26 protein-coding genes are annotated in these 21,112 nt (G+C 45.4%); 11 read left to right on the forward strand and 15 right to left on the reverse strand.

Annotated features, from left to right (window positions below; translation table 11 throughout):
* Positions 1–38: 38 nt before the first annotated feature.
* The gene (locus tag ICE90_RS04675; RefSeq protein ID WP_216157161.1) at positions 39–944 is read left to right on the forward strand and encodes a hydrogen peroxide-inducible genes activator; all 906 of its coding nucleotides are present in this window, start codon (positions 39–41) and stop codon (positions 942–944) included.
* A gap of 71 nt (positions 945–1,015) precedes the next feature.
* On the forward strand, positions 1,016–2,116 hold the full coding sequence (locus tag ICE90_RS04680; protein WP_216191163.1) for an alkene reductase: 1,101 nt from the start codon (positions 1,016–1,018) through the stop codon (positions 2,114–2,116).
* 57 nt (positions 2,117–2,173) lie between these two features.
* Here the strand turns inward: ICE90_RS04680 and ICE90_RS04685 are convergent, their stop codons facing one another.
* The 5 genes from ICE90_RS04685 to ICE90_RS04705 form a co-directional block, all read right to left on the reverse strand.
* Positions 2,174–2,350 (reverse strand): hypothetical protein, encoded by a 177-nt coding sequence (locus ICE90_RS04685; RefSeq protein ID WP_216191165.1) that lies wholly within the window; start codon positions 2,348–2,350, stop codon positions 2,174–2,176.
* Position 2,351: 1 nt separating this feature from the next.
* Positions 2,352–2,888 carry a cytochrome b gene (locus ICE90_RS04690; RefSeq protein ID WP_215321766.1) on the reverse strand — a complete coding sequence of 179 codons (537 nt, stop codon included), beginning with the start codon at positions 2,886–2,888 and terminating at the stop codon, positions 2,352–2,354.
* 97 nt (positions 2,889–2,985) lie between these two features.
* Complete coding sequence (locus ICE90_RS04695; RefSeq protein WP_072582957.1) at positions 2,986–3,177, reverse strand: hypothetical protein; 192 nt, start codon at positions 3,175–3,177, stop codon at positions 2,986–2,988.
* 23 nt (positions 3,178–3,200) lie between these two features.
* Positions 3,201–3,950 carry a hypothetical protein gene (locus ICE90_RS04700; protein ID WP_370624639.1) on the reverse strand — a complete coding sequence of 250 codons (750 nt, stop codon included), beginning with the start codon at positions 3,948–3,950 and terminating at the stop codon, positions 3,201–3,203.
* 51 nt (positions 3,951–4,001) lie between these two features.
* A complete protein-coding gene (locus tag ICE90_RS04705; protein WP_215321767.1) occupies positions 4,002–5,147 on the reverse strand; it encodes an alpha-hydroxy acid oxidase in 1,146 nt (381 codons plus the stop codon).
* Between the two features lie 148 nt (positions 5,148–5,295).
* On the opposite strand from ICE90_RS04705, the gene ICE90_RS04710 reads away from it, so the two are divergent.
* Both ICE90_RS04710 and ICE90_RS04715 read left to right on the forward strand, forming a co-directional pair.
* Positions 5,296–6,198: a DMT family transporter gene (locus tag ICE90_RS04710; RefSeq protein ID WP_215321768.1), complete on the forward strand. Its 903-nt coding sequence runs from the start codon at positions 5,296–5,298 to the stop codon at positions 6,196–6,198.
* Between the two features lie 115 nt (positions 6,199–6,313).
* Positions 6,314–7,462: an aminotransferase class V-fold PLP-dependent enzyme gene (locus ICE90_RS04715; protein ID WP_216191167.1), complete on the forward strand. Its 1,149-nt coding sequence runs from the start codon at positions 6,314–6,316 to the stop codon at positions 7,460–7,462.
* An 85-nt stretch (positions 7,463–7,547) separates the two neighbouring features.
* Here the strand turns inward: ICE90_RS04715 and ICE90_RS04720 are convergent, their stop codons facing one another.
* Positions 7,548–8,177, reverse strand: a complete 630-nt coding sequence (locus ICE90_RS04720) for an FABP family protein (RefSeq protein ID WP_216191169.1) — start codon at positions 8,175–8,177, stop codon at positions 7,548–7,550.
* An 81-nt stretch (positions 8,178–8,258) separates the two neighbouring features.
* Here ICE90_RS04720 and ICE90_RS04725 point away from each other — a divergent pair, with 81 nt between their 5' ends.
* Positions 8,259–8,537 carry a protein tyrosine phosphatase gene (locus ICE90_RS04725; RefSeq protein WP_215321771.1) on the forward strand — a complete coding sequence of 93 codons (279 nt, stop codon included), beginning with the start codon at positions 8,259–8,261 and terminating at the stop codon, positions 8,535–8,537.
* 20 nt (positions 8,538–8,557) lie between these two features.
* Here the strand turns inward: ICE90_RS04725 and ICE90_RS04730 are convergent, their stop codons facing one another.
* Together ICE90_RS04730 and ICE90_RS04735 are read right to left on the reverse strand one after the other, a co-directional pair.
* Positions 8,558–9,535, reverse strand: a complete 978-nt coding sequence (locus ICE90_RS04730) for a DMT family transporter (RefSeq protein WP_216191171.1) — start codon at positions 9,533–9,535, stop codon at positions 8,558–8,560.
* A 6-nt stretch (positions 9,536–9,541) separates the two neighbouring features.
* Positions 9,542–10,426: an NAD(P)H-hydrate dehydratase gene (locus ICE90_RS04735; protein ID WP_216191173.1), complete on the reverse strand. Its 885-nt coding sequence runs from the start codon at positions 10,424–10,426 to the stop codon at positions 9,542–9,544.
* Positions 10,427–10,490: 64 nt separating this feature from the next.
* On the opposite strand from ICE90_RS04735, the gene ICE90_RS04740 reads away from it, so the two are divergent.
* Entirely contained in the window at positions 10,491–11,906 is a 1,416-nt protein-coding gene (locus ICE90_RS04740) for an MBL fold metallo-hydrolase RNA specificity domain-containing protein (protein WP_215321774.1), read from the forward strand.
* A gap of 14 nt (positions 11,907–11,920) precedes the next feature.
* On the opposite strand, the gene ICE90_RS04745 is transcribed toward ICE90_RS04740, so the two are convergent.
* Together ICE90_RS04745 and ICE90_RS04750 are read right to left on the reverse strand one after the other, a co-directional pair.
* Positions 11,921–12,658: an ABC transporter substrate-binding protein gene (locus ICE90_RS04745; RefSeq protein WP_216191175.1), complete on the reverse strand. Its 738-nt coding sequence runs from the start codon at positions 12,656–12,658 to the stop codon at positions 11,921–11,923.
* Between the two features lie 139 nt (positions 12,659–12,797).
* A complete protein-coding gene (locus ICE90_RS04750; protein WP_072582947.1) occupies positions 12,798–13,001 on the reverse strand; it encodes a hypothetical protein in 204 nt (67 codons plus the stop codon).
* Between the two features lie 166 nt (positions 13,002–13,167).
* Here ICE90_RS04750 and ICE90_RS04755 point away from each other — a divergent pair, with 166 nt between their 5' ends.
* Genes ICE90_RS04755 through ICE90_RS04765 form a run of 3 tightly spaced genes read left to right on the forward strand, consistent with a single transcriptional unit; the run spans position 13,168 to position 15,785 of the window.
* Entirely contained in the window at positions 13,168–14,025 is an 858-nt protein-coding gene (locus ICE90_RS04755; protein WP_216157133.1) for an LOG family protein, read from the forward strand.
* 26 nt (positions 14,026–14,051) lie between these two features.
* The gene (locus ICE90_RS04760; protein WP_216191177.1) at positions 14,052–14,564 is read left to right on the forward strand and encodes a hypothetical protein; all 513 of its coding nucleotides are present in this window, start codon (positions 14,052–14,054) and stop codon (positions 14,562–14,564) included.
* A gap of 3 nt (positions 14,565–14,567) precedes the next feature.
* Positions 14,568–15,785: an NAD(P)/FAD-dependent oxidoreductase gene (locus ICE90_RS04765; protein ID WP_216191179.1), complete on the forward strand. Its 1,218-nt coding sequence runs from the start codon at positions 14,568–14,570 to the stop codon at positions 15,783–15,785.
* A gap of 20 nt (positions 15,786–15,805) precedes the next feature.
* Here the strand turns inward: ICE90_RS04765 and ICE90_RS04770 are convergent, their stop codons facing one another.
* The gene (locus ICE90_RS04770; RefSeq protein WP_216157124.1) at positions 15,806–16,567 is read right to left on the reverse strand and encodes a TerC family protein; all 762 of its coding nucleotides are present in this window, start codon (positions 16,565–16,567) and stop codon (positions 15,806–15,808) included.
* A gap of 80 nt (positions 16,568–16,647) precedes the next feature.
* On the reverse strand, positions 16,648–17,037 hold the full coding sequence (locus ICE90_RS04775; protein ID WP_216191180.1) for a group II truncated hemoglobin: 390 nt from the start codon (positions 17,035–17,037) through the stop codon (positions 16,648–16,650).
* A 104-nt stretch (positions 17,038–17,141) separates the two neighbouring features.
* Here ICE90_RS04775 and ICE90_RS04780 point away from each other — a divergent pair, with 104 nt between their 5' ends.
* Positions 17,142–17,669, forward strand: coding sequence for a hypothetical protein (locus ICE90_RS04780; protein WP_215321781.1), 528 nt, complete (start codon positions 17,142–17,144; stop codon positions 17,667–17,669).
* Positions 17,670–17,720: 51 nt separating this feature from the next.
* Here the strand turns inward: ICE90_RS04780 and ICE90_RS04785 are convergent, their stop codons facing one another.
* Positions 17,721–17,942, reverse strand: coding sequence for a TIGR02450 family Trp-rich protein (locus ICE90_RS04785; RefSeq protein WP_215321782.1), 222 nt, complete (start codon positions 17,940–17,942; stop codon positions 17,721–17,723).
* A gap of 23 nt (positions 17,943–17,965) precedes the next feature.
* On the reverse strand, positions 17,966–18,274 hold the full coding sequence (locus tag ICE90_RS04790; protein WP_216191182.1) for a hypothetical protein: 309 nt from the start codon (positions 18,272–18,274) through the stop codon (positions 17,966–17,968).
* A 143-nt stretch (positions 18,275–18,417) separates the two neighbouring features.
* On the opposite strand from ICE90_RS04790, the gene ICE90_RS04795 reads away from it, so the two are divergent.
* A complete protein-coding gene (locus ICE90_RS04795; RefSeq protein WP_216191184.1) occupies positions 18,418–19,467 on the forward strand; it encodes a fumarylacetoacetate hydrolase family protein in 1,050 nt (349 codons plus the stop codon).
* Between the two features lie 39 nt (positions 19,468–19,506).
* Here ICE90_RS04795 and ICE90_RS04800 read toward each other — a convergent pair whose 3' ends face one another.
* Positions 19,507–21,096: a rhodanese homology domain-containing protein gene (locus ICE90_RS04800; protein WP_216191186.1), complete on the reverse strand. Its 1,590-nt coding sequence runs from the start codon at positions 21,094–21,096 to the stop codon at positions 19,507–19,509.
* Positions 21,097–21,112 lie beyond the last annotated feature (16 nt).

Genomic DNA, 21,112 nt, shown 5'->3' on the forward strand with positions numbered 1-21,112 from the left:
TGATAGTATTTATCTAATTATTCGATGAAGGAGGGAAAATGGCCTATTTACCGTCTTTAAGGCAGCTGGGGTATTTCGTTGCATTGGCAAAAGAACTCAATTTCACGCGCGCAGCACAGGCTTGTTTTGTTGGCCAGTCCACTTTAAGTGCCGGCCTGAAGGAGTTGGAGGATGCGCTGGGAATCCATTTGGTGGAGCGTGATCGACAGAATGTATCCATCACTCCAATAGGTTTGGAGGTTCTTGAGCGTGCCAAGCTCATCTTGGCGGCATCTGAGGATTTGGTGGAGTATGCAGGCGCAACCGGCAAGCCCATGACTGCCACAATTCGTTTGGGCGTCATACCCACTATTGCACCATTTCTATTGCCAACAGTGCTTCCGGAAATTCGTAGCCGTTTTCCAGAACTTAAAATCACACTTAGAGAAGATCTCACTGCCAATCTCCTTTCCAGATTAGCTGAGCATAAATTGGATTTTGCTCTGATAGCACTTCCATATGATGTTGAGGGTCTTCTCGTTCAGGAATTATTTGACGACCATTTTTGGTTGGTTGCGAAAGAAGGTGATCCCGCCTTGAAGGGAAAAGAAGTGACCTTACCTGCCAAGATGGCCGAACGCCTCTTGCTACTTGAAGAAGGGCATTGTCTACGAGAGCATAGTTTGCAAGCGTGCAGGCGCACTGACATTCGTAAGGCTGAGGGGATGGAAGCCACTAGCTTGTTGACCTTGTTGCAAATGGTGGAGTCTGGACTTGGCATTGCTTTACTTCCCGGAATGGCAGTTAAAAGTAGTCTATTAAATAACTCTGAGTTAGTGGCAAAAGAGTTGGCCTCACCAGCGCCCAAGAGAGTGATTGCCTTAGTTGCAAGACCTTCTACCGCGCACACTCAAGAATTTAATGCGCTGGCAGATTGCATACGCGAACAATTTGGAACCGCATAATCACATGCTCAGCAAAATTTGTTAATCCTTGTTACAGTCAATCCTCTTTTTACTCATTTAAAAGGCAGCAAATGTCAGGCAAAGAAATTATGTTCACCCCGGTAAATCTGGGAGCACTTCATTTAAAAAATCGTTTAGTGATGGCACCGCTCACGCGGATGCGTGCTGTTGGTGGTGATGTTCCTAACCCGTTAGCGAAAACCTATTACGCACAACGTGCGAGTGCCGGACTCATTATTACTGAGGCAACACAGATTTCTCCATTGGGTAAAGGTTACCCAGCGACGCCTGGAATTTATTCGCCCGAGCAAACCGCTGCATGGAAAGAGATTGTTGAGGCAGTTCACGCCAAGGGTGGTGCGATTGTTGCGCAGCTATGGCACGTAGGCCGCATCTCCCATTCTTCCTTGCATCCAGAGCAGGGTGCACCTGAGGCGCCTTCCGCAATTGCTGCGGCTGGTCAAACCTATGGCGCAGACTGGAAGTTGCATGATTATGAGATGCCAACCGCGATGAGTTTGGAAGATATCGCTCGCTTGCTCAAAGAGTTTGAGTTAGCGGCACAAAATGCAAAATCTGCAGGCTTTGATGGTATTGAAATTCACTCGGCTAATGGCTACTTGTTAGATCAGTACTTGCAAGACAAAACCAATCAACGTACGGATGAATATGGCGGTTCGATCGACAATCGTCTACGCCTATTGGGTCAAGTCATTGAAGTTGTAAGTAAAGTATTCCCGAGCGATAAGGTAGGAGTTCGCCTTTCACCATACGGCACTTTTAACGATATGGGTGATAGCGATCCAGTAGCGTTATTCACTGCTGCAATTAAGAAGCTCAATGGCTATAACTTAGCTTACGTGCACATGATTGAGCCACGTTCAACTAGCGCTGGTGGTGGCGATCAGGTCTTGGAAGATGCCCCGATTACTTCAGAGATGTTCCGTGCCGCTTATCAAGGACAATTTATTACTGCTGGTGGCTATGATCAGGCAATGGGTGAAAAGGTGTTAGAAGATGGCTTGGCTGATGCGGTAGCTTATGGCCGTCTCTATATCTCTAATCCAGATCTAGCAGAGAGATTTCAGCAGGGTGCCGCACTAAATCCATATAACCGCGCTACTTTTTATGGTGGCGAGGAAGTGGGCTACACAGATTACCCAACTCTGTAATAGAAGTCCCAGATTCTGGGAGGGTTGCTAATAAATCCCGCTCTTAATAAAGCGGGATTATTTTTTGTCTTCAGGGTCTTTAAGAAGACCGTATTGGTTTGCTGCGAGTAAAAAGGCAATAGATGCGCAACCCATAGCAAAAAATTGCCATTGATGCAGCATTGCGGTGCCCACCACCGTCATTAGGACTGTCCAGCCTATTGCCATCTTGGCTTTTTTAGAGAGAGGTTTCATTTTAAGCATCAACTTTATTCAACATACGACGAAGTGTATCGTCCTTTACGACGTAATGTTGCCACAAGCCTGCTAAAGCATGAATGCCAATCAAAAAGTAGAGCGAGTTTCCTAGGAATTCATGGATGCCTTCAACTACTTTTTTCATCTCTGGATTAGGGGTGACTAGTTGAGGCCACACCAGGCCAAAAAAGTAGATTTCTTTGCCGCCATACTGAAAATACAGGATGCCAAAAATAGGCGATATCAAGAGCAGGGCATACAGCAGCCAATGCATGACCTTGGCTAATGAGATGAACAAAGTCTTTGGGTTTGTGGGCTCGGGAACACCATAAGTCAAACGGATGATGAGGCGAAGAGCCATAGCTATAAAAATGAGCTGTCCAATAACGCCATGAATTGATTTGCACAGCTCACGAGGCTCGCTGCCTTTGGGAAATTGTCCTTTGAGCTCAATCACTGCAAAAGCAGCGACAACTAGGAAGAAGACAAGCCAATGGAAGAATATGGAGGCTGGGTGGTATTTGGTTTTAGGCATTACATGAGAATGTTAAGTGGACTCATCACAAATGATAATGAATCTCATTAACAGCATTAATGCCAGGGACTTTACCCCTTAAAAAGGGAATTCAAGCTCAGTTATTAAGTCTGACTTTAGCGCTAAGCTCATTTACTAAGCCGCGTTTATCTATTTGTGAGAGTCTAAGAGCTTCAACTTCGAAATCTAATTGCCCGGGATGGAATTCCTCGTCATTCTGAAGGTGGATGACATAAGTCCACACCAGTTCACGCCCCCGGTTTTTAAAAACATCGACTACTCGTTTCATTTAGACCGCCTTTGCGCTGAAGCTTATTGATTGCCGATAGATGGACTGGTAATCTTCATCTGCTGGCTTAAGTTAATTTTTAGTGCCACTAAGTTCCTCGCTTCAATGCGAATGACGCCGCCTCGTGGGCTATCAATATCAGCAATCAAAAAGAAAGATACTGAGATAACAAAAGGAAAGATCATAAATAGAGCGATGTTCTTCTCAAAATTCCGAGCGCCAAATCCGACTAAGAGATTGGCGCAAATAGCGATTGCTGCCATCAATGCCCAGGCCGTAAGGGGGATACGATTCCACCAAGCTGCTTGTACATAGCCTTGAGAATTCAAAACATCATTCATACCCGCGGCAACTAGTGCAATAGAGGCAGTGTGATGCGTGCGAACAGTTGGAAGAATCTCATTCCAGAGGGCAGTTTGCAATTGATCTGTTTTACTGCGAATCTCTTCAATCTTTTCTGGGGTCTGCTTGGAGTAAAACAAAATACGTTGATCTACATATTGAAGCAAGAGACCCTTCGTTGCGTCAGCCGCCTTTGGTGGCAGTAGATCAGCCCTTAAAAATTCGGTGCCAATGGCATTTGCCTCGCCTTCCTCAAAGATCTCTCGCTGATCATGGCGATTGATAGCCATTGAGAAGGTAAAGCCAATAATTAAGGCTAGCAAGGTTAAGGTAGCCGTCTGAATAATGCCAAGATCTGCGGATGTCTCAGTATCTTTTGTGCGATAGCGACTCAGTGCGGCATATCCAAACCAAACAGAAAAGGCAAACACTATAAGTGAGATGCCAAAGACAGCAAGAGGGTGGTTGAGGATGGGGAAAATTTAAAAGGTTCCTGGATACAAAATATCTTTAGTCACATTCTGAATATCGCGATGGCCTGTGAATGCCATGGTGATATCCAACTCATTGTGAATTAACTCTAAACACTTAGTGACACCAGCTTCACCCATGGCGCCTAAGCCATATAGGAACGGGCGGCCAATCATCGTGCCGCGCGCACCCAAGGCCCATGCTTTTAAAACATCTTGACCCGAGCGAATGCCGCCGTCCATCCACACTTCAATATCTTTGCCAACGGCATTCACAATTCCAGGTAAAGCCTGAATACTAGAAATCGCACCATCTAATTGACGGCCACCATGGTTAGAAACAATTAAAGCATCGGCGCCAGAGTTTGCCGCTAAGCGCGCATCACCTTCATCTAGGATACCTTTGATAATTAATTTTCCGCCCCAGAGTTTTTTAATCCATTCCACATCACCCCAATTGAGGCCCGGGTCAAATTGTTCTGCAGTCCAAGAGGACAGTGAAGACATATTACCGACACCAGTAGCGTGACCAACAATATTGCGGAAGGTTCTACGTGGTGTCATAGCCATACCCAAGCACCAGCGGGGCTTAGTCGCCATATTGATCATATTGGCAATTGTCAGCTTAGGAGGTGCGGACAGACCATTCTTTAGGTCCTTATGACGTTGACCTAAGATTTGCAAATCCAAAGTTAAAACCAGTGCTGAACATTTGGCTGCTTTAGCGCGCTCAATCAAACGCTCAATAAAGCCGCGATCTTTCATGACATAAAGTTGGAACCAAAAGGGTTTTGTAGTGTGCTCCGCTACATCTTCAATTGAGCAAATACTCATAGTAGATAAGCAAAATGGCACACCAAACTTTTCAGCAGCCTTGGCTGCCAAAATTTCACCATCGGCATGTTGCATGCCAGTAAGGCCTGTAGGTGCCAGTGCCACCGGCATGGCAACTTCTTGACCAACCATGGTTGTCTTAGTAGTGCGGTTAGTCATATTGACCGCTACACGCTGACGCAATTTAATCTTTTGAAAATCGGATTCATTGGCGCGGTATGTTGACTCAGTCCACGATCCTGAGTCTGCATAATCGTAGAACATCTTGGGGGTGCGCTTTTGATGGAGGACCCGCAAGTCTTCTATATTGGTAATGATTGCCACAATGTATCCTTCTTTTTGATGCTATTTTGTAGAAGCAAAAGCTTAATTTAAGCTCTATCTTAGCAATACCGGGGATTTGTTTCTACAATGCTAGGTTATCCCTTGCTTGGGGACCTCAAATAACTACTTCCCCATTAAGCCCCTCTGTATGTACCAACTGAATTTCGCCACAATTGCCTACTTGCTCATAGCCACCGCTTTATGGGCGGGTAATGCAATCGCCGGGCGAGTATTGGTTGGAAGTATCTCCCCTATTACCTTAAGTGCGGTCCGCTGGGGATTAGCCGCCTTACTTTTGCTTCCTTTGGGTTGGCGTGTGCTGATGCCGGGAAGTGCCTTATGGCAAAACAAGAAACGTTTCCTTCTCTTGGGTTTATTCGGGGTAGGTAGTTACAACGTACTGTTATATCTCGCTCTTCAAACATCTACCGCTATTAACGTCACCTTGATCGGCGCTAGCATGCCAATCTGGATGCTATTCATTGGTGCAGTGTTTTATCAAGTAAAGCCTAGCATCTTGCAGATGATTGGCGCAGTGGTGAGCTTATTAGGTGTGGGTATTGTGCTTACCCGTGGAGATCTAGCGGCCTTACTGTCTATGCAATTGGTAGTGGGCGATCTTTTAATTATGTTGGCCACAATCTTGTGGGCTTTTTATAGCTGGATGTTGAGTCGTCCGGGTTCTAGTTCAGAGCGTCAATGGCCATGGGCTGAATTTTTAATGGCGCAAGTAACAGTGGGTCTGTTGTGGACGGGATTTTTTGATGGTTTTGAAATTGCAGCTGGGCATGCTTTTCTGGATCTCAATTGGTGGACCGCCTCTTTAATTGTCTTCGTGGCAATTGGCCCGTCCTTAATTGCTTATCGTTGCTGGGGCCTAGGTGTGAATGGGGCGGGGCCTACGGTTGCCGCCTTTTTTGCTAATTTCATACCCTTATTTACTGCGCTGTTATCGGCCGCCATTCTGGGTGAACCCCCCCAACTATTTCATGGGCTCGCCTTTGGTCTGATTGTGGCGGGTATTGTTATTTCCTCGAAAAAGGAAAAGTAAAACTGCCAAAACTGGCAAAAACGCCCTTTTAAGCAGGGTTTTGGACCACAGCCCCCAAGAAAGCCTTAAATCAGTATCATTTAGGGCTAATCACAGAAATCCCTAGGAAATTACTATGCCAGGCTTACTCCCCAATGTTGATCCAGATGGTTTATTAGAGTTCTCGGTTGTTTACACCGACCGCTCCTTAAATCACATGTCTGAAGAGTTCAAGCGCGTGATGGTCGACATTTCGAGTGTCCTTAAGGATGCTTATAACGCTAGCTCTGCAGTCATCGTGCCTGGTAGCGGAACTTTTGGTATGGAGGCGGTAGCTCGCCAATTCGCTAACAATGAAAAATGCTTAGTCTTACGTAATGGCTGGTTTAGCTATCGCTGGACGCAAATCTTTGATTTGGCCAACATTACTAAAGACGTGACGGTTATCAAAGGGCACCAATTAGAAGATTCAACGCAGGGCGTATTTGCACCAGCTCCAATCGAAGAAGTAGTTGCCTTCATCAAGAAAGAAAAACCAGCGGTAGTATTTGCGCCGCACGTAGAAACTTCTGCTGGCATTATTCTTCCGGATGATTACCTCAAAGCAGTCGGTGAAGCGGTGCATTCTGTAAATGGTTTGTTTGTATTGGATTGCATTGCTTCTGGTGCAATGTGGGTTGATATGAAAGCTTGTAATGTCGATGTATTAATTACTGCACCTCAAAAAGGTTGGAGTAGTTCCCCATGCTGCGCATTGATCGCTCTAGGTGATCGTGCACGTGAGCGCATTGATGCAACCCAAAGCAGCAGTTTTTCTATGGATCTCAAAAAGTGGCTGCAGATCATGGAAGCATATGAAAAGGGTGGTCATGTGTATCACACCACCATGCCGACTGATGCCTTAAAGATTCTGCGTAATGTGATGAAAGAGACTCAGTCACTTGGCTTCGCAGCATTGAAGGATAAGCAAGTAGAGTTGGGCACAAAAGTGCGCAACCTATTAGTTTCTCAAGGCTATAGTTCTGTTGCCGCCAAGGGCTTTCAAGCTCCTGGGGTAGTTGTTAGCTACACCAAGGACCCTGATATTCAATCTGGTAAGAAGTTTATTGCTCTGGGTATGCAAACTGCTGCAGGCGTTCCCTTGCAGTGTGACGAGCGTGCAGATTTCCGCACCTTCCGCCTTGGATTGTTTGGTTTAGAGAAGTTGGCGAATGTTGATCGTACAGTTGGACATCTTGCTACCGCATTAGAAAAAATTACCGAGACTGAAGCGCAGCCTGCGTAATCAACTCAAGTAGTTCAGCATTAATTAATAAAGGCCATCAGATGATGGCCTTTATTACATCGGACAAATTAAATTGATCAGTAGCTTATCTAGCTAATGGATTAGGAGTGGCATCGCCAATCTTATGAAGTATATTGTTATCAACGTGATGAAATAACGTTACTTGATCTTTAATCTTCATCACCGTGTCTTGCTCGTAAGACCAAGTTCCATCATCGTGAACCGAAACCTGAATATGAAATTCAACCGTTCTGAAGGCGTAATCTAAAAATGGATTAGAGGAGATGCCTGCGCAGCGATCATCTTCTTTTGCATGCAATTCAAATTGCTTTGCATTTTCAGCGGCATTACCAGAGGCCATCGTAATCATGCCTCGAGGAATGCTCAGTGTGTGAATGATGTTGCCAGTTGCAGGCTCCCATAACCAATACCCCACTTGATCATGATAGGTCTTTACTTGGTCGGGCTTGGTGATGTGGGTGTGGTACCTCAAGCCATAAAAAAGCTGGGGGCCATTGGTTTGGGGGTCAATAGGCTGAAGCTCAATTCTCTCAACATAAGCTTGCTTCTTAGGTCCTTCTGCTTTGGGCTTTACGTCTAAGCCACGAACTCCTTCCCAGATGCCAGCCATGCCAGTCAAGGGCCCAAGCTGTTCTAGGGTATTGACGGAGTAGCCTTGGGGTTCGGTAAAAATGTCGTTTGGAAAATTACTCATCAGCAACCTTTTAAAAATGAAGCATTTCTCTCAAATTTTTGAGTATTATTAAATTATCCACAAACTATCTTGGAGAATTACATGATTTCTCGTATCGCGCGCTTGAGCCTAGCATCCCTGATTTCCGCTGCTATTGGTATTGCCCCCATCTCTGTGATGGCTGCTGATCCAGCTCCTGCACCTGCACCGGTCGCTGCGCCTGCTGCCGCTCCAGTGGTTGCACCTGCTACTACTCCGGCTGAGAAGTCTGCTGAGAAAAAAGCAAAGAAAAAAGCAAAGAAAGAAAAGAAAGCTGAGAAAAAAGCGAAAAAGAAGTCCAAAAAGAAGGCTAAAGCAGCAGCTGACGCCGCAGCTCAGTAATACACATAAATGAGTCCCCCTTAGTTGAGGGGCTCCGCACTATCGAAGTCATCAGATCCTTTGGGATTTGGTGACTTTTTTGTTGGCGCATCATTGCGCACTAACAACCACATTGCAGCCATCACCAAAGTCATGCCACCAATTTGTGTCCAAGTGATTGGCTCCGCCAGAATGAGGTATCCCATAAAGATAGTGGAGACTGGGCCAAGTATTCCAGCTTGAGCTACGAGTGGAGATCCGATGCGGTTTATGGCGATCATAATTAGCAACATTGGAATAACGGTGCATAAGCTGGCATTCAGTAGACTAAACCAATAAATAGGTAGAAGCTGTTCAAATATTGCCATTGGGTTATGGATGGTTGATTGCACTATGCTCAAAAATGCCGAGGCTGAACTGGCATAGACAACCAAGCGCACGCTACCAATACGCTTCACCATTTCTCCGGCGCCAATCATGTAGGCTGCATAGGAGCAGGCACTACCGAATACGAGAGCCATGCCTAACCAAGCGCCAATACCAGTGGAGCTAGTATCTTGAATAAAGACAATGAAAACGCCAATGTAGCCAACGATGAGAGAGAGCCACTGTAGTTGAGAGACCGGTTTCTTTAAAACAAAATAAGAGATTAATAAAACAATGGTTGGCGTGAGGTAGAGAACAATTCTCTCCAGGCCAACCGAGATGTATTGAAGTCCCAAGAAATCAATGTAGCTAGATAAAAAGTAACCTAAAAATCCGAGGAAAAATAATTTGGAGCGATCAAGCCAGGTGATGGGGCTCATCGCCTTGCGGCGCGACTCCCACCAAAAGATCCCCCAGAACAAGGGGAGCGCCATGAGCATGCGTAAGGCTAGGAGGGTCTCCGCATTTGCACCATAACCAAAGGCGAGCTTAACCAAAATAGCTTTGCCGGAAAATAGCATAGAGCCTACTCCGGCTATCAAAATGCCATAGAGGTAGCGTCGGTGGTGATGTGCTGCGCTTACTGAATGCATAACGATTTATAACAGCTTATTGAGTAGCGCTCGCATTTCTAAAATAGTCTCAGAGGGCGTTAGACCTATAGGACCAATCCCTTTACTCACTAGACTATCTGCCGCGCTGGCGTGCAACTCAACTGCAATCCCAGTGGCTTGCCATAGATCCAGTTGATGGCGTATACCTTGAGCAGCGATAGCGGCAATGCTTCCCGTTAGAATATCTCCCATGCCTCCAGTGCCCATACCGGCATTACCGGCAAGGCATTGAACTGGAGAATGTTGGGATGAGGCAATCAGAGTGTGCTGCCCTTTAAGAACCACGATCGATTGGGTTAATTCAACTAACTTTTGAATGGCGTCCACACGATCTGATTGCACTTTTTCTGTGGTGGTCATTAAAAGCTTTGCCGCTTCGCCGGGGTGAGGGGTGAGAACAGTCAACCCTGGAAGTGCTTGATTACGAACTTGTAGCTTCTCGAGTAGCTCAGTAGATTCACTGATTAAGTTGAGAGCATCAGCATCAATTACTAGTGGAATGTTGGAGTATGAAAGTGTTGCACCTAGGCATTGAATAGCTAAAGGAGATTTGCCAAGGCCTGGGCCAACAGCAATAACATCGGGCTGAGCGGTATTCAGTGTTTGACGAATATCGTCTGTCGCAAGACGAATCATGAGCTCGGGGTGATCGAAATCTGCGTGTGCTGAAGCAGGATCTAAGATTTCTAAGATAGTCCAGCCTGCGCCTAGATGTAAGCAAGCATTACCCGCCAAAATCAGAGCGCCCGCCATTCCTGGTGCGCCACCTATTAAAACAACTTTGCCTGCATTGCCTTTATGTTCTGAAGCCTCGCGCTCAAGAAATTTAACCAATTTAAGAGCGTCAAGGGTGTCTGGTTTGATGGTCATATTAATAGTATCGCTCTGATTTAAGAGGTCTTGAGCAAATTACAGGAAAGAGTATGCTGAGTATATGAAGATCCAATTTCTTGGTGCGGCAGGTGAGGTAACAGGCTCTCGCCATTCGGTTGAGGTCATGTTATCTGGCATGCCAAGGCGTTTCCTGGTTGACTATGGCATGTTTCAGGGTGGCCGCGAGGCAACAAATAAGAATCTCGAGCCTTTACCATTTCCACCAAAAGATCTCGATTTTGTAGTGCTAACGCACGCGCATATTGACCACAGTGGTTTATTGCCTCGTCTATGTGCACAAGGTTTTGCTGGGCCCATTTACTGTACAAATGCCACCTTTGAATTAATAAAAATTCTATTGCTCGATAGCGCCCATTTGCAGCGCGCAGACGTAGAAAGAGCCGAGAGAAAAATCAAGGTTGGAAAGTGGCGTGGAGAGGTCCCTGTTGCCCTGTATTCCAGGGAGGAAGTTGAAATGACTCTGGCTCAGTTTGAGCCTTTGGCATATGGGCAGTCATTAGAGTTGATGCCTGGAATTCAGTTGGAATTTCATAATGCCGGACACATTTTGGGTTCTGCTATCGCTGTTATCGATGTTGTAGAAGATGAGCTTCAGAAAAAGCGTTGTGTATTTTCAGGTGACATCGGCATGAAGGGTAAAGTCTTAATGCCTGACCCTGATTTAATTCAAGAGGCTGATGTTGTTGTGGTTGAATCCACATACGGAGATCGCTTACACCGTAGTTTGCAAGACACTGAGGATGAGTTAGTTGAGATTATCACCTCAACCATGACCGCCCATGGCAATGTAGTAATGCCAGCTTTTGCAGTAGGGCGCACTCAAGAGATTTTATTTCTCTTAATCGACTTAGTGAGAAGAGGACATCTACCCCATTTAAGTATTTGGGTTGATTCGCCTATGGCCACTGCAGCAACACATCTCACACAGCATTTTTTCTCTCAATTAGATGGCCAGTCTCAAGCTACTTTTGAATGGTACAAAAATAACCCAGAGGCTGTGGATCTTCGCTTTATTGCGGATGTGGAAGAGTCAAAAGCCTTAAATAAAATTAAAGGTGGAGCAATCATTATTTCGGCGAGCGGCATGTGTGATGCTGGTCGTATTGTTCATCACTTAGCCAGTAATTTGCCACGTGCTCAAAATGCCATTGTCATAACTGGATTTCAGGCTTATGGAAGTCTGGGTAGACGATTGGTGGATAAGGTGGAGAAGGTTCGACTATTTGGTGAAGAGATTCCGGTTAAGGCCTCGATTCACACAATTGGTGGTTTATCTGCTCACGCTGATCAGGCGGGTTTACTAGACTGGCTTAGAGGATTCAAGCGGGAACCAAGTGCTGTCTTTGTTGTGCATGGTGAACCAGAATCATCATCAGTTTTAGCTCAATGCATCAGGGACGAATTGCATTGGACTAAGGTCATTATTCCTGAACGCTTGCATTCTTATCGGTGCTAACTCAATAATCTTATTTAGTCGGCCACTTTTGCGCCTTGGATATTGTGACGTTTCATAGCGTCCGCCACAAACCCAGAATGCTTGAGTTCCGCGATGACATTGCTTAAATAGGCGTTTGTACTTTCATAATTGGCTCTAGCCTTGGGAATGCCAATCGCTTGATTGATCACCATGAAACGACCGGGCAGCATCCGTAAGCCCCCATAGCGCTTGGCATCACTCTCTAGCTGCTGTTTGACACCTGCTGCAACATTGCCTGTTCCAGACATAAAGTCATCCACTACGGCTTGTGAGCTAGCGGCTCTTAATAGGGCGGCATTTTTAATCTCACGCGTAAGGTAAAGATCATAAGCGCTGCCTTTGCCTACGACAATTTCATTGCCGGCAGCATCTACTTCATCATTCGTCTTTAAAGCAGAGGAGGCCTTCACCATATAGGCGCCTTCAATTTGTATATAGGCTGGGGTATAGCTAATATCAGCGCCACGAACTGGGTCGATCGCCACAAATACCAAATCAATTTCTCCGGTCTTCACTGCATCGACTGTTGCCCCCGCCGTTTTGAATGGGATCAGTTGGACGGGTAATGAAATATGTTTCCCAATCTCATTGGCAATATCAATGGTTACTCCGTATAAGCTTTTGGAGTTTGAATCCTGATTGGCCAGAATCGGATTGCCTAAATTAATGCCGACGCGCAGAACGCCATTTGGCGCAAAAGAAGTTAAGGTGGATTGGTCAATAGTTTTCATAGTCTTAGGTGATTGACTTATAGCGAGTTGTGATAAGCACAAAAGCGTCAGAGATAGGAGTGAGGAAAATATCAGCTTCATTAAAAGATGGAGATAAAAAAACCGCGGCGGACCGCGGCTTTTTGTGCAAAAGAAGGAATTACTTCTTAGCGTCAGCCGCTGGAGCAGCAGCAGGTGCTGTTGGAGCAGCGGCGGGAGCATCTTTCTTAGCTTCTTCCATATGAGCAGCTTCTGCACCATGCTTCTCGCCGCCCATATCCACGTTGCCGTCGCCTTTGAGGAGTAAGTAGGCGGTGGCACCAATTAAGACTAGCACCATGATGATAATTGAACGGTTGCTCATTGCTTTTCCTTCGATTTAGTTGAGATTCAGCCAATCTTAACTCTGCTTAAGTGCTAGGTAAATCCTGATAAGCCCTAAGCCCTCATATCCTTGGTTAATCTAGGTGTTAATACTGATTTAGTTCACAGAGTAAGATGACCCTAAATAGATGTCAAAAGGTTGCAATATGAGTCCAAAACTCCCCATTAATAACTCACAGACGATTACTGAGTTTTTAAATCTACACAAGAATCAAATATCGGAAGAAGATTCCGAGGATTCTTATAAGTTTGCTTTTGGTGACGAGGCTTTTTTGTCGCGCAGGGAAACGATTGGCATTCGTTTTGAATTGGAGTTATTAAAGCCAGAGATCCTACTCAAGGAGCATGGTATCGAACATACGATTACCGTATTTGGGTCGACTCGATTTATCAGTCATGCTGAAGCATTAACTCTGAAGGAAAATGCAAAGACACCAGAGAAGATTGCAGATGCGAACAGAGCGCTTCTGCATAGCAAGTATTACGAGTCAGCCCGAGAGTTCGGCTCATTGGTTGCTCATTACAACGCTACTCAAGAGAATAACTTTAATAAACTTCATATTTGCACAGGCGGCGGCCCCGGAATTATGGAGGCTGCTAATCGAGGTGCATTTGAAGCGGGCGATAAAACCATTGGTTTTAATATCAGTCTACCTAGGGAGCAGCACCCCAATCCTTATGTCAGCCCCGGCCTAAGTTTTCGCTTTCATTACTTCGCGTTGCGCAAGATGCACTTCATGTTGCGTGCTAGAGCGATTGTTGCCTTTCCTGGCGGATTTGGGTCCTGTGACGAGTTATTTGAGGTGTTGACACTGATTCAGACCAAAAAAGTCGTCCCCATCCCCGTGATTCTGGTGGGCAAAGAATATTGGAATGAGATGATTAACTTTGATCACATGGTGGAATTTGGTGTGATTGATCAAGAGGATATGCAAACTATTCACTTCTCAGAGACTGCCCAGGAGGCTTGGCAGGTGATTCAGGATTGGTATCAATTGGGTTAACAAGTACTCGCCTGTAAAATCCCACTATGAATCCAGCGCAAACTAGCATCGCCACATCTCTAGATCTTCCGGGCTATCTCTTGGGTGGCACCATGCTTTTATTGGTTATGATTTTTCATGGAGTGGTGCTGCTGCAGATTTCGAAGCGCTATGAAGTCAAAACTTTTCTATATTTGGCCGAAAAGAAATACTCTGCCGTAGCTCTCTGTTTTTACGCAAGCATCTTCTGCTTATTCTTAACCCATATCGCTGAAATACTGATTTGGGGTGTTGCTTTGTATGCATTCAAGTTGTTGCCTGCTCTGGGGCAAAGTATTCTATTTAGTGGTAGCACCTATACTGCAATGGGATTTATGGAAGATATCCTTCCTGATGGCTGGAAGATGCTGGCAGTGATCATCGCTTTTTCTGGAATGTTTTCCTTCGCATGGACTGCATCAGTCATGATCTCCATGACTAAGAACTTCCGCCAAGCCTATACCAAGCTTCATATGAGAAAGCTCAATATCTCATCTGACATCATTGATCGTTTTGAGTAATGCATGAGTAAAACTTGGGATACCATCATTATCGGTGGTGGAGCAGCTGGCTTATTTTGCGCAGGAGTTGCTGGCCAGTTAGGAAAAAAAGTACTTGTACTGGATCATGCTGAGGTATTGGGTGAGAAGATTCGTATTAGCGGTGGCGGCCGTTGTAATTTCACCAATCTTCATTGTAGCCCAGCTAACTTTTTATCTCTCAATCAGCATTTTGTTAAAAGTGCACTCGCTAGATACCCCTCAACAGAATTTATCAAGCTGGTGACATCCTATGGTATTAATTACCATGAGAAACATCAGGGTCAATTATTTTGCGATGAGTCTGCCAAACAAATCATTGATCTATTGTTTGCAGAGTGCGCCAAGGGGAATGTGACTGTTCGTCATCCAGTCTCAGTGCAAGCGATTGAGCAAGAAGGTGATCGATGGTCCATTCAAACGAATGCTGGCACTGAAAAATCTAAGTCAGTCGTTATGGCAACTGGAGGGTTGCCGGTTCCCGCCATCGGAGCCACGGCCTATTCATTGGATATTGCCAAGCAGTTTGGCTTGAATGTGATTGATCCTAGGCCCGCTTTAGTACCGCTCTCATTTACTGCAGATAACTTCGGCGATCTCAGTGAATTAGCTGGTCTAGCTGTCCCAGTCAGAATCGCCTCCGGCTCTAAGGGATATCGATATGGCGCCTGTAGATTCAATGAGGACTTACTTCTGACCCATAAGGGCTTATCTGGTCCCGCAGTTCTTCAGGCTAGCAGTTATTGGGAAGAGGGCGAACCGATTCACATCGATTGGCTTGGCGCAATTGAGCGTCCTGGAGGATTTAACTGTGATGAGCTTTTTAATAATGAAGAGAATCGCTTAAAGCTTACCGAAACGATTTTGGCTTCTGTGCTTCCTCAGCGCTTAGCTAAAGTATTTGCAGAGCAGCGCAATCTAATGGGTCGAAAATGGGCCGAAGTCTCTAAAAAGGATCGTCAAGCTCTCAAGGAGCTGCTCACGAACTGGTCTGTAAAGCCAGCGGGTACCTTGGGTTGGAAAAAAGCTGAGGTCATGTTGGGTGGGGTGGATACAAAAGAGTTGGACGGTCAAACGATGATGTCGCGCAAACACCAAGGGCTATTCTTTATAGGTGAGTGCGTTGATGTCACTGGTCATTTGGGTGGGCACAATTTCCAATGGGCATGGGCCAGCGGCTATGCTTGTGCGCAATCCCTATAAATTTCTCATCGCACCAGGGCTTACTTCAGTTTTTTCTTCTTTTCACGCGAGCGGATATTTAAAAGCTCAACAGATAAAGAAAATGCCATAGCAACGTAAACATAGCCTTTAGGAATATGAACGCCCATTCCTTCTGCGATCAATACCACACCAACAACAGTCAAAAATGACAGGGCCAGCACTTTAATAGAGGGGTGGCGCTGAACAAAATCCCCGATGGGTTTAGCGGCAATCAGCATGATGAGCACCGAAGCAAGGACTGCTGCGATCATGACGCTAATTTGATCCACCATACCTACTGCTGTTATCACGCTATCTAGGGAAAAAATAATATCTAGCAAGCCAATTTGTAAAACAGAGCCAATAAATAAAGAGAGCATTGACTTGGCGCGGTCTTTCCCCTGAGAGTCAATTTGTTCATCACCATGTTCACCCACCTCTACTTCAATATAAATTTCTTTAGAAGCCTTCCAGATCAGGAAGAAGCCACCAAGCAATAAGATTAAATCTCTGCCGCTAATCAGGTGGTCGGAGATGCTTAAGAGGGGATTGGTAAGGCCCATTACCCACGATAGACTTAGCAATAAAAGAATGCGGGTGACAAGCGCAAACAAAAGACCAAAGCGGCGCACCTTCTCCCGAATTTCAGAGGGGAGTCTGTTGGCGATAACGCTAATAAAAATGATGTTATCAATGCCGAGAATAATTTCAAGGGCAGAGAGTGTCAGAAAGGCAATCCAAGTATTGGGATCACTCAGGAGCTGCATCGTGCTTTCGATCATTTTCTACTTTACTAATGTAACTATTGATGAGAGTTTAGCGAATAACACCAACCCCCTATTTCAATTTAATGACCACATCATTAGTTGGGTTGATTTCTCATCCAGTCGGCAGTATTGAAAAAGGATTCTTCTAATTGCTTGGCAACGTTGCCATCAATCCCGCAATCTTCCATGGCCTTATACATGCAAGCAAGCCATTGATCTCGTTCTTTTAAGCCAATCTTGAATGGCAGATGCCGAGCCCTTAGCATGGGGTGGCCATATTTGGGTGAGTAGATATCAGGACCGCCCATCCAGCCGGTGAGGAAGAGCTTGAGTTTTTCCCTAGAGCCGGAAAGATCTTGCGGGTGCATGGACCGTAGATCCTCAAAATGGGGTTCTAGGGCCATTAAATCGTAAAAACGATCTACTAACGCGTCAATTTGGTCCATGCCGCCAATGGACTCATAAATGGATATTTTTTCACTCATTTTGTCATTTTAATGCGGTAAATTCGGGGAATTGGCAGTTCTTCTATTTCGGTATAGAGTTAAATGCCAAAGCTTTATTAACCCTTGTTTATAGGAGTGTACAAATGGATGCAAAAGAACTTCAAAAATGGCAGCGTGAAAAAGCAAAAGAATTATTCGATTACTCGCATACTTTGCTTGAGGCGGCAAAAAAATTAAGCGAGCATCATATGGCGGAGATTGAGTGGGGCATGAAAAATGCCCTCGATAGCGCCAAGTCAGCTGCTAAGAACGATTTAGCTAAATTAAAAGACTTACAGGAAGAAGCTACAAAAGAAACTGCGAAACGTGCAGCCGCATACCAAAAGAAGGTGAAAGCAGTTTTAAAAGAACTCGGCGAAGGTGCTGCTGATGAAACGGAAAAGCATTTAGAAAAGGTTCGTAGCTCTTTGGTAACATGGCTTGAGGATGCTGAAAATAAAATGCCAGCACATGCTGACAAGTTATCCAAGGTAGTTCATGAAATGTCCACGACAGGACAAAATATGTTCAAAGAAGGGCGCCGCATTGTGAACCAAGTTGCCGAGACTGCGGAAAAGAATATCGATGAACTAGTTAAAAAATCCGGGGGCAAGAAGAAGGCTGATGAATAGGCCTGATTAAGCCAAGGAAAAACAAAGCCGCCTCACAACTGGGGCGGTTTTTTATTTCCAACCTTGTAGCCATAATTCGCTATTAGTGAGATCGCGCCATGCGATTTGTGTGGTTTTCTTGGAATAGACTGCTTCAATTTCCACAAACTCAATTTTTTCGTTTGGTGGTTCTGGCAGAATTACTTTACTCACCAAGAAATGCTTTTGTTTAGCAATCGGTTGAACTGCGGTCCATTTGGTGAGGAGTAATTTCTTAGGGCTGAGTCGATTCATCGGTAATACATTCCCATTCTTTTTTATAAGGCAGTGCACTGGAATTCTTGACCATTGATCAAGAGCGCACCTGAGGAGGGTGAGAATACGGTCTTCGATTGATCGGTTTGACCTGAGCATTTTTCATCAAAGTAGCTTTGGGCGCCCAAACTTCCGCAATAATCAAGTGCCACCCCCTTAAATTCCATTTGGGACTTTCGGAGCACCATGGAAACTTTAGACTCGGAAGGGGCGCTACAACTCCAAGTGGTGTATGTCTCTCGACCACAGGCACTAAGCCCGAGAAGGATCGCAAGGTAGAAGGCTAGACGAATTTGGGGAGGGATTCTCAAGGATTGCACCCCTAGAGGATAGCGATATTTCCAATATTTCGCCCAAGAATCAGGTTTGGTATTAATATTTACTGCAGATTGTTTAATAAACAACGCTTAGTCTTAATAAGACATTTAAAAACCAAAATATTGAAGGAGACGCTGTGGATACAAATCGGAGAGATGCGCTTAAATTAGGTGCATCTGCTGCTATTAGCGGTATGTTTATTTCTAATGCCATTGCTGCTACTGATGGTCAGCCGCCGATTGTGGTGGAGCCGCTAACCGGTAAAGCAGGTCTTAGAATTGCTAACTATTTGCCAAAAATGGGTGCCACCTCAAGATTGGGATTGGTTGCTAATGACGGTATGGTGGTTGATATCCTTGCGGAAGCGGCTCGTCAAAAAGTACAGATCTCATTCGATCCTACCTCAATGATTTCATTGGCTGCCTCTGGCAACAAAGGCTTGAGTGAGTTGGCAACATTATTTAAAGGTCGTGGAAGTAATTTAGCCAATGTGAATAATGTGGTTTTGCTATCACCTATTCCTAAGCCACAAAGCAATATTTATTGCGTGGGCTGGAATTATCTAGACCATTTTGAAGAAGGCCTCAAGCATCGCGCCGATACTGCTGTGAAGGAGTACCCAAAGGTTCCTGTGCTCTTTACTAAAGGCACGCAAACTATGAATGGCCCATTCGATAACATTCCTTATGATGCCGGCATCTCCACCATGATTGATTGGGAGGCTGAGCTAGCAGTGGTGATTGGTAAAAAAGGCAAGAATATTTCTGAAGAGAATGCAATGGACTATGTCTTTGGCTATTCTGCCTTCAACGATACTACGGCGCGTGATATTCAGCAAAAGCGTCAGTCCGGCCAATGGTTTAAAGGCAAGAGCTTGGATGGTCATGGTCCAATGGGTCCATGGGTTGTTACTGCAGGTGGTGTCAATTTAGATGACACTCGCATTATTTGCCGTGTGAATGGCGTTGAAAAGCAAAACGCTAGTTACAAGCAAATGTATTTCAAGATCCCGGCAATTATTGCTGAGCTATCGCGTGGCTTAACATTATTGCCAGGCGACATTATTGCAACTGGCACTCCTTCTGGGGTAGGCGCAGGCAGAACTCCTCAGGAGTTTATGAAGCCAGGTGATGTTATGGAAACAAACATCACTGGCATTGGCATCATCCGCAACAAGATTGCTTAACTGATTAACTCAGTAAGCTTTCAGAACAACAGCAAGGACCTAGAGAACCCAGAAGTGATGAGTTCCGTCCTTGCCCAGTTGTTCCACTAAACCAAACTCCCAATCAAGATAGGCCTGCATTGCTGCAGGATCTACACTAGTGCCTTCATAAGGGCGCTTATAGCGATCCAGGGGAGGTGAGGCTAAATGACTCGGACCTTTTTCTAGATCTAATCCTGCCCTTACCCAGGCGGCATTACCACCTGCCAAAACGAGTACCTCAGCTTTAGTCAAGACTTGCACTTCCTGGGCAGCAAAAAGACTTAATTCAGCTGGTGCGCTGGTAATAACATAGCGATCTACCTGAGGAATTTTTTTCATTGCTTCAGTAAGTTGAGAACGGAGTGCATACCAACTTCCAGGGATGTGTCCTTTCGCGTAGTTGGCATGTGTGCTGAAATCGATTGCAATGGTATTGCTATCGCTCTTAAGCCAATTGGAGACAGTAGCAGCATCAACACTCTCTATTTTTGGAAGGTCGGGTAGGGGCGCTTTCCAGATTCCTTTTTCCTTGAGATCGGAGGTATTGACTCCATCAAGAACATAAACATCCCAAGCCATTTGCGCCAACCAAGATGCGGGCATATTAGCGCGCACGCCACCACCACTTGGGTCTACCAACACTACACGTGCGCCACGAACTGGAGCAGCCATCTCCGTTTCTTGTACAAGCTGTCCGCCTGGTACCGATCTAAAGCCAGGAAGATGACCTGCTTCATACTCTTCCGGAGTGCGCGTATCAAAGAAATAAGTCGTTCGATCGGCTTGTGCTTTCCATGTCTGTATATCGCCAAGACTAGCGCGCTTAACGCCGGCTCGATCAGCAACACTGCGAGCGCGTACTGCTGCTTCATTTCTTGTGTCGTCACTCACTTCCTGAAACTTTCTGCTTTGTCCCTTATCCAATTCTTGGCCGGCAAGCGTCCAGCCAATCGTGCCATTACGTAGCGCATTAACTTTGTTTGGAATGCCGGCATTAATCAGCGACTGAGTGCCAATAATGCTGCGAGTTCTGCCGGCGCAGTTCACAATGACCTTCGTCTTTGGGTTGGGTGCTAACTCTGGAAGGCGCAGAACCAGCTCTGCACCTGGAACGCTAATACCGGTGGGAATGCTCATCGTGTTGTATTCATCAAAGCGGCGTACATCAACAACAACGACATCTTCTTTGTCATCGATTAATTGTTTTACTTCTTGCGCTGATAAAGAGGGGGTATGGACCTTGGATTCTACAAACTCACCAAATGATTTACTGGGAACATTCACATCTTTAAATACTTCACCGCCAGCTGCTTTCCAGCCTTGAACACCTCCCTCAAAAACCGATACATCGGTGTACCCAAGATTGATTAAGCGTTGCGCAGCTAATTGAGAAAAACCTTCGCCATCATCAAGGGTGACGATAGGTACATTTTTCTTTGGTAGCTTTGCGTAAGCATCAATCTCTACTCTGGAAAGAGGCAGGTTTGCGGCAAAGAGGGGATGCTCTTGCGCATGAGGATCTTCTTCGCGCACATCTAAAAATGCAATTTCTTCTTTGTTGAGGAGTTTATTGCGAACGAATGAGTGATTTTTAGTTTGAATTGCCATACTGTCTTTTGTATTT

This window comes from Polynucleobacter sp. AP-RePozz3-80-G7 (genome assembly GCF_018882145.1).
Classification (GTDB): domain Bacteria; phylum Pseudomonadota; class Gammaproteobacteria; order Burkholderiales; family Burkholderiaceae; genus Polynucleobacter.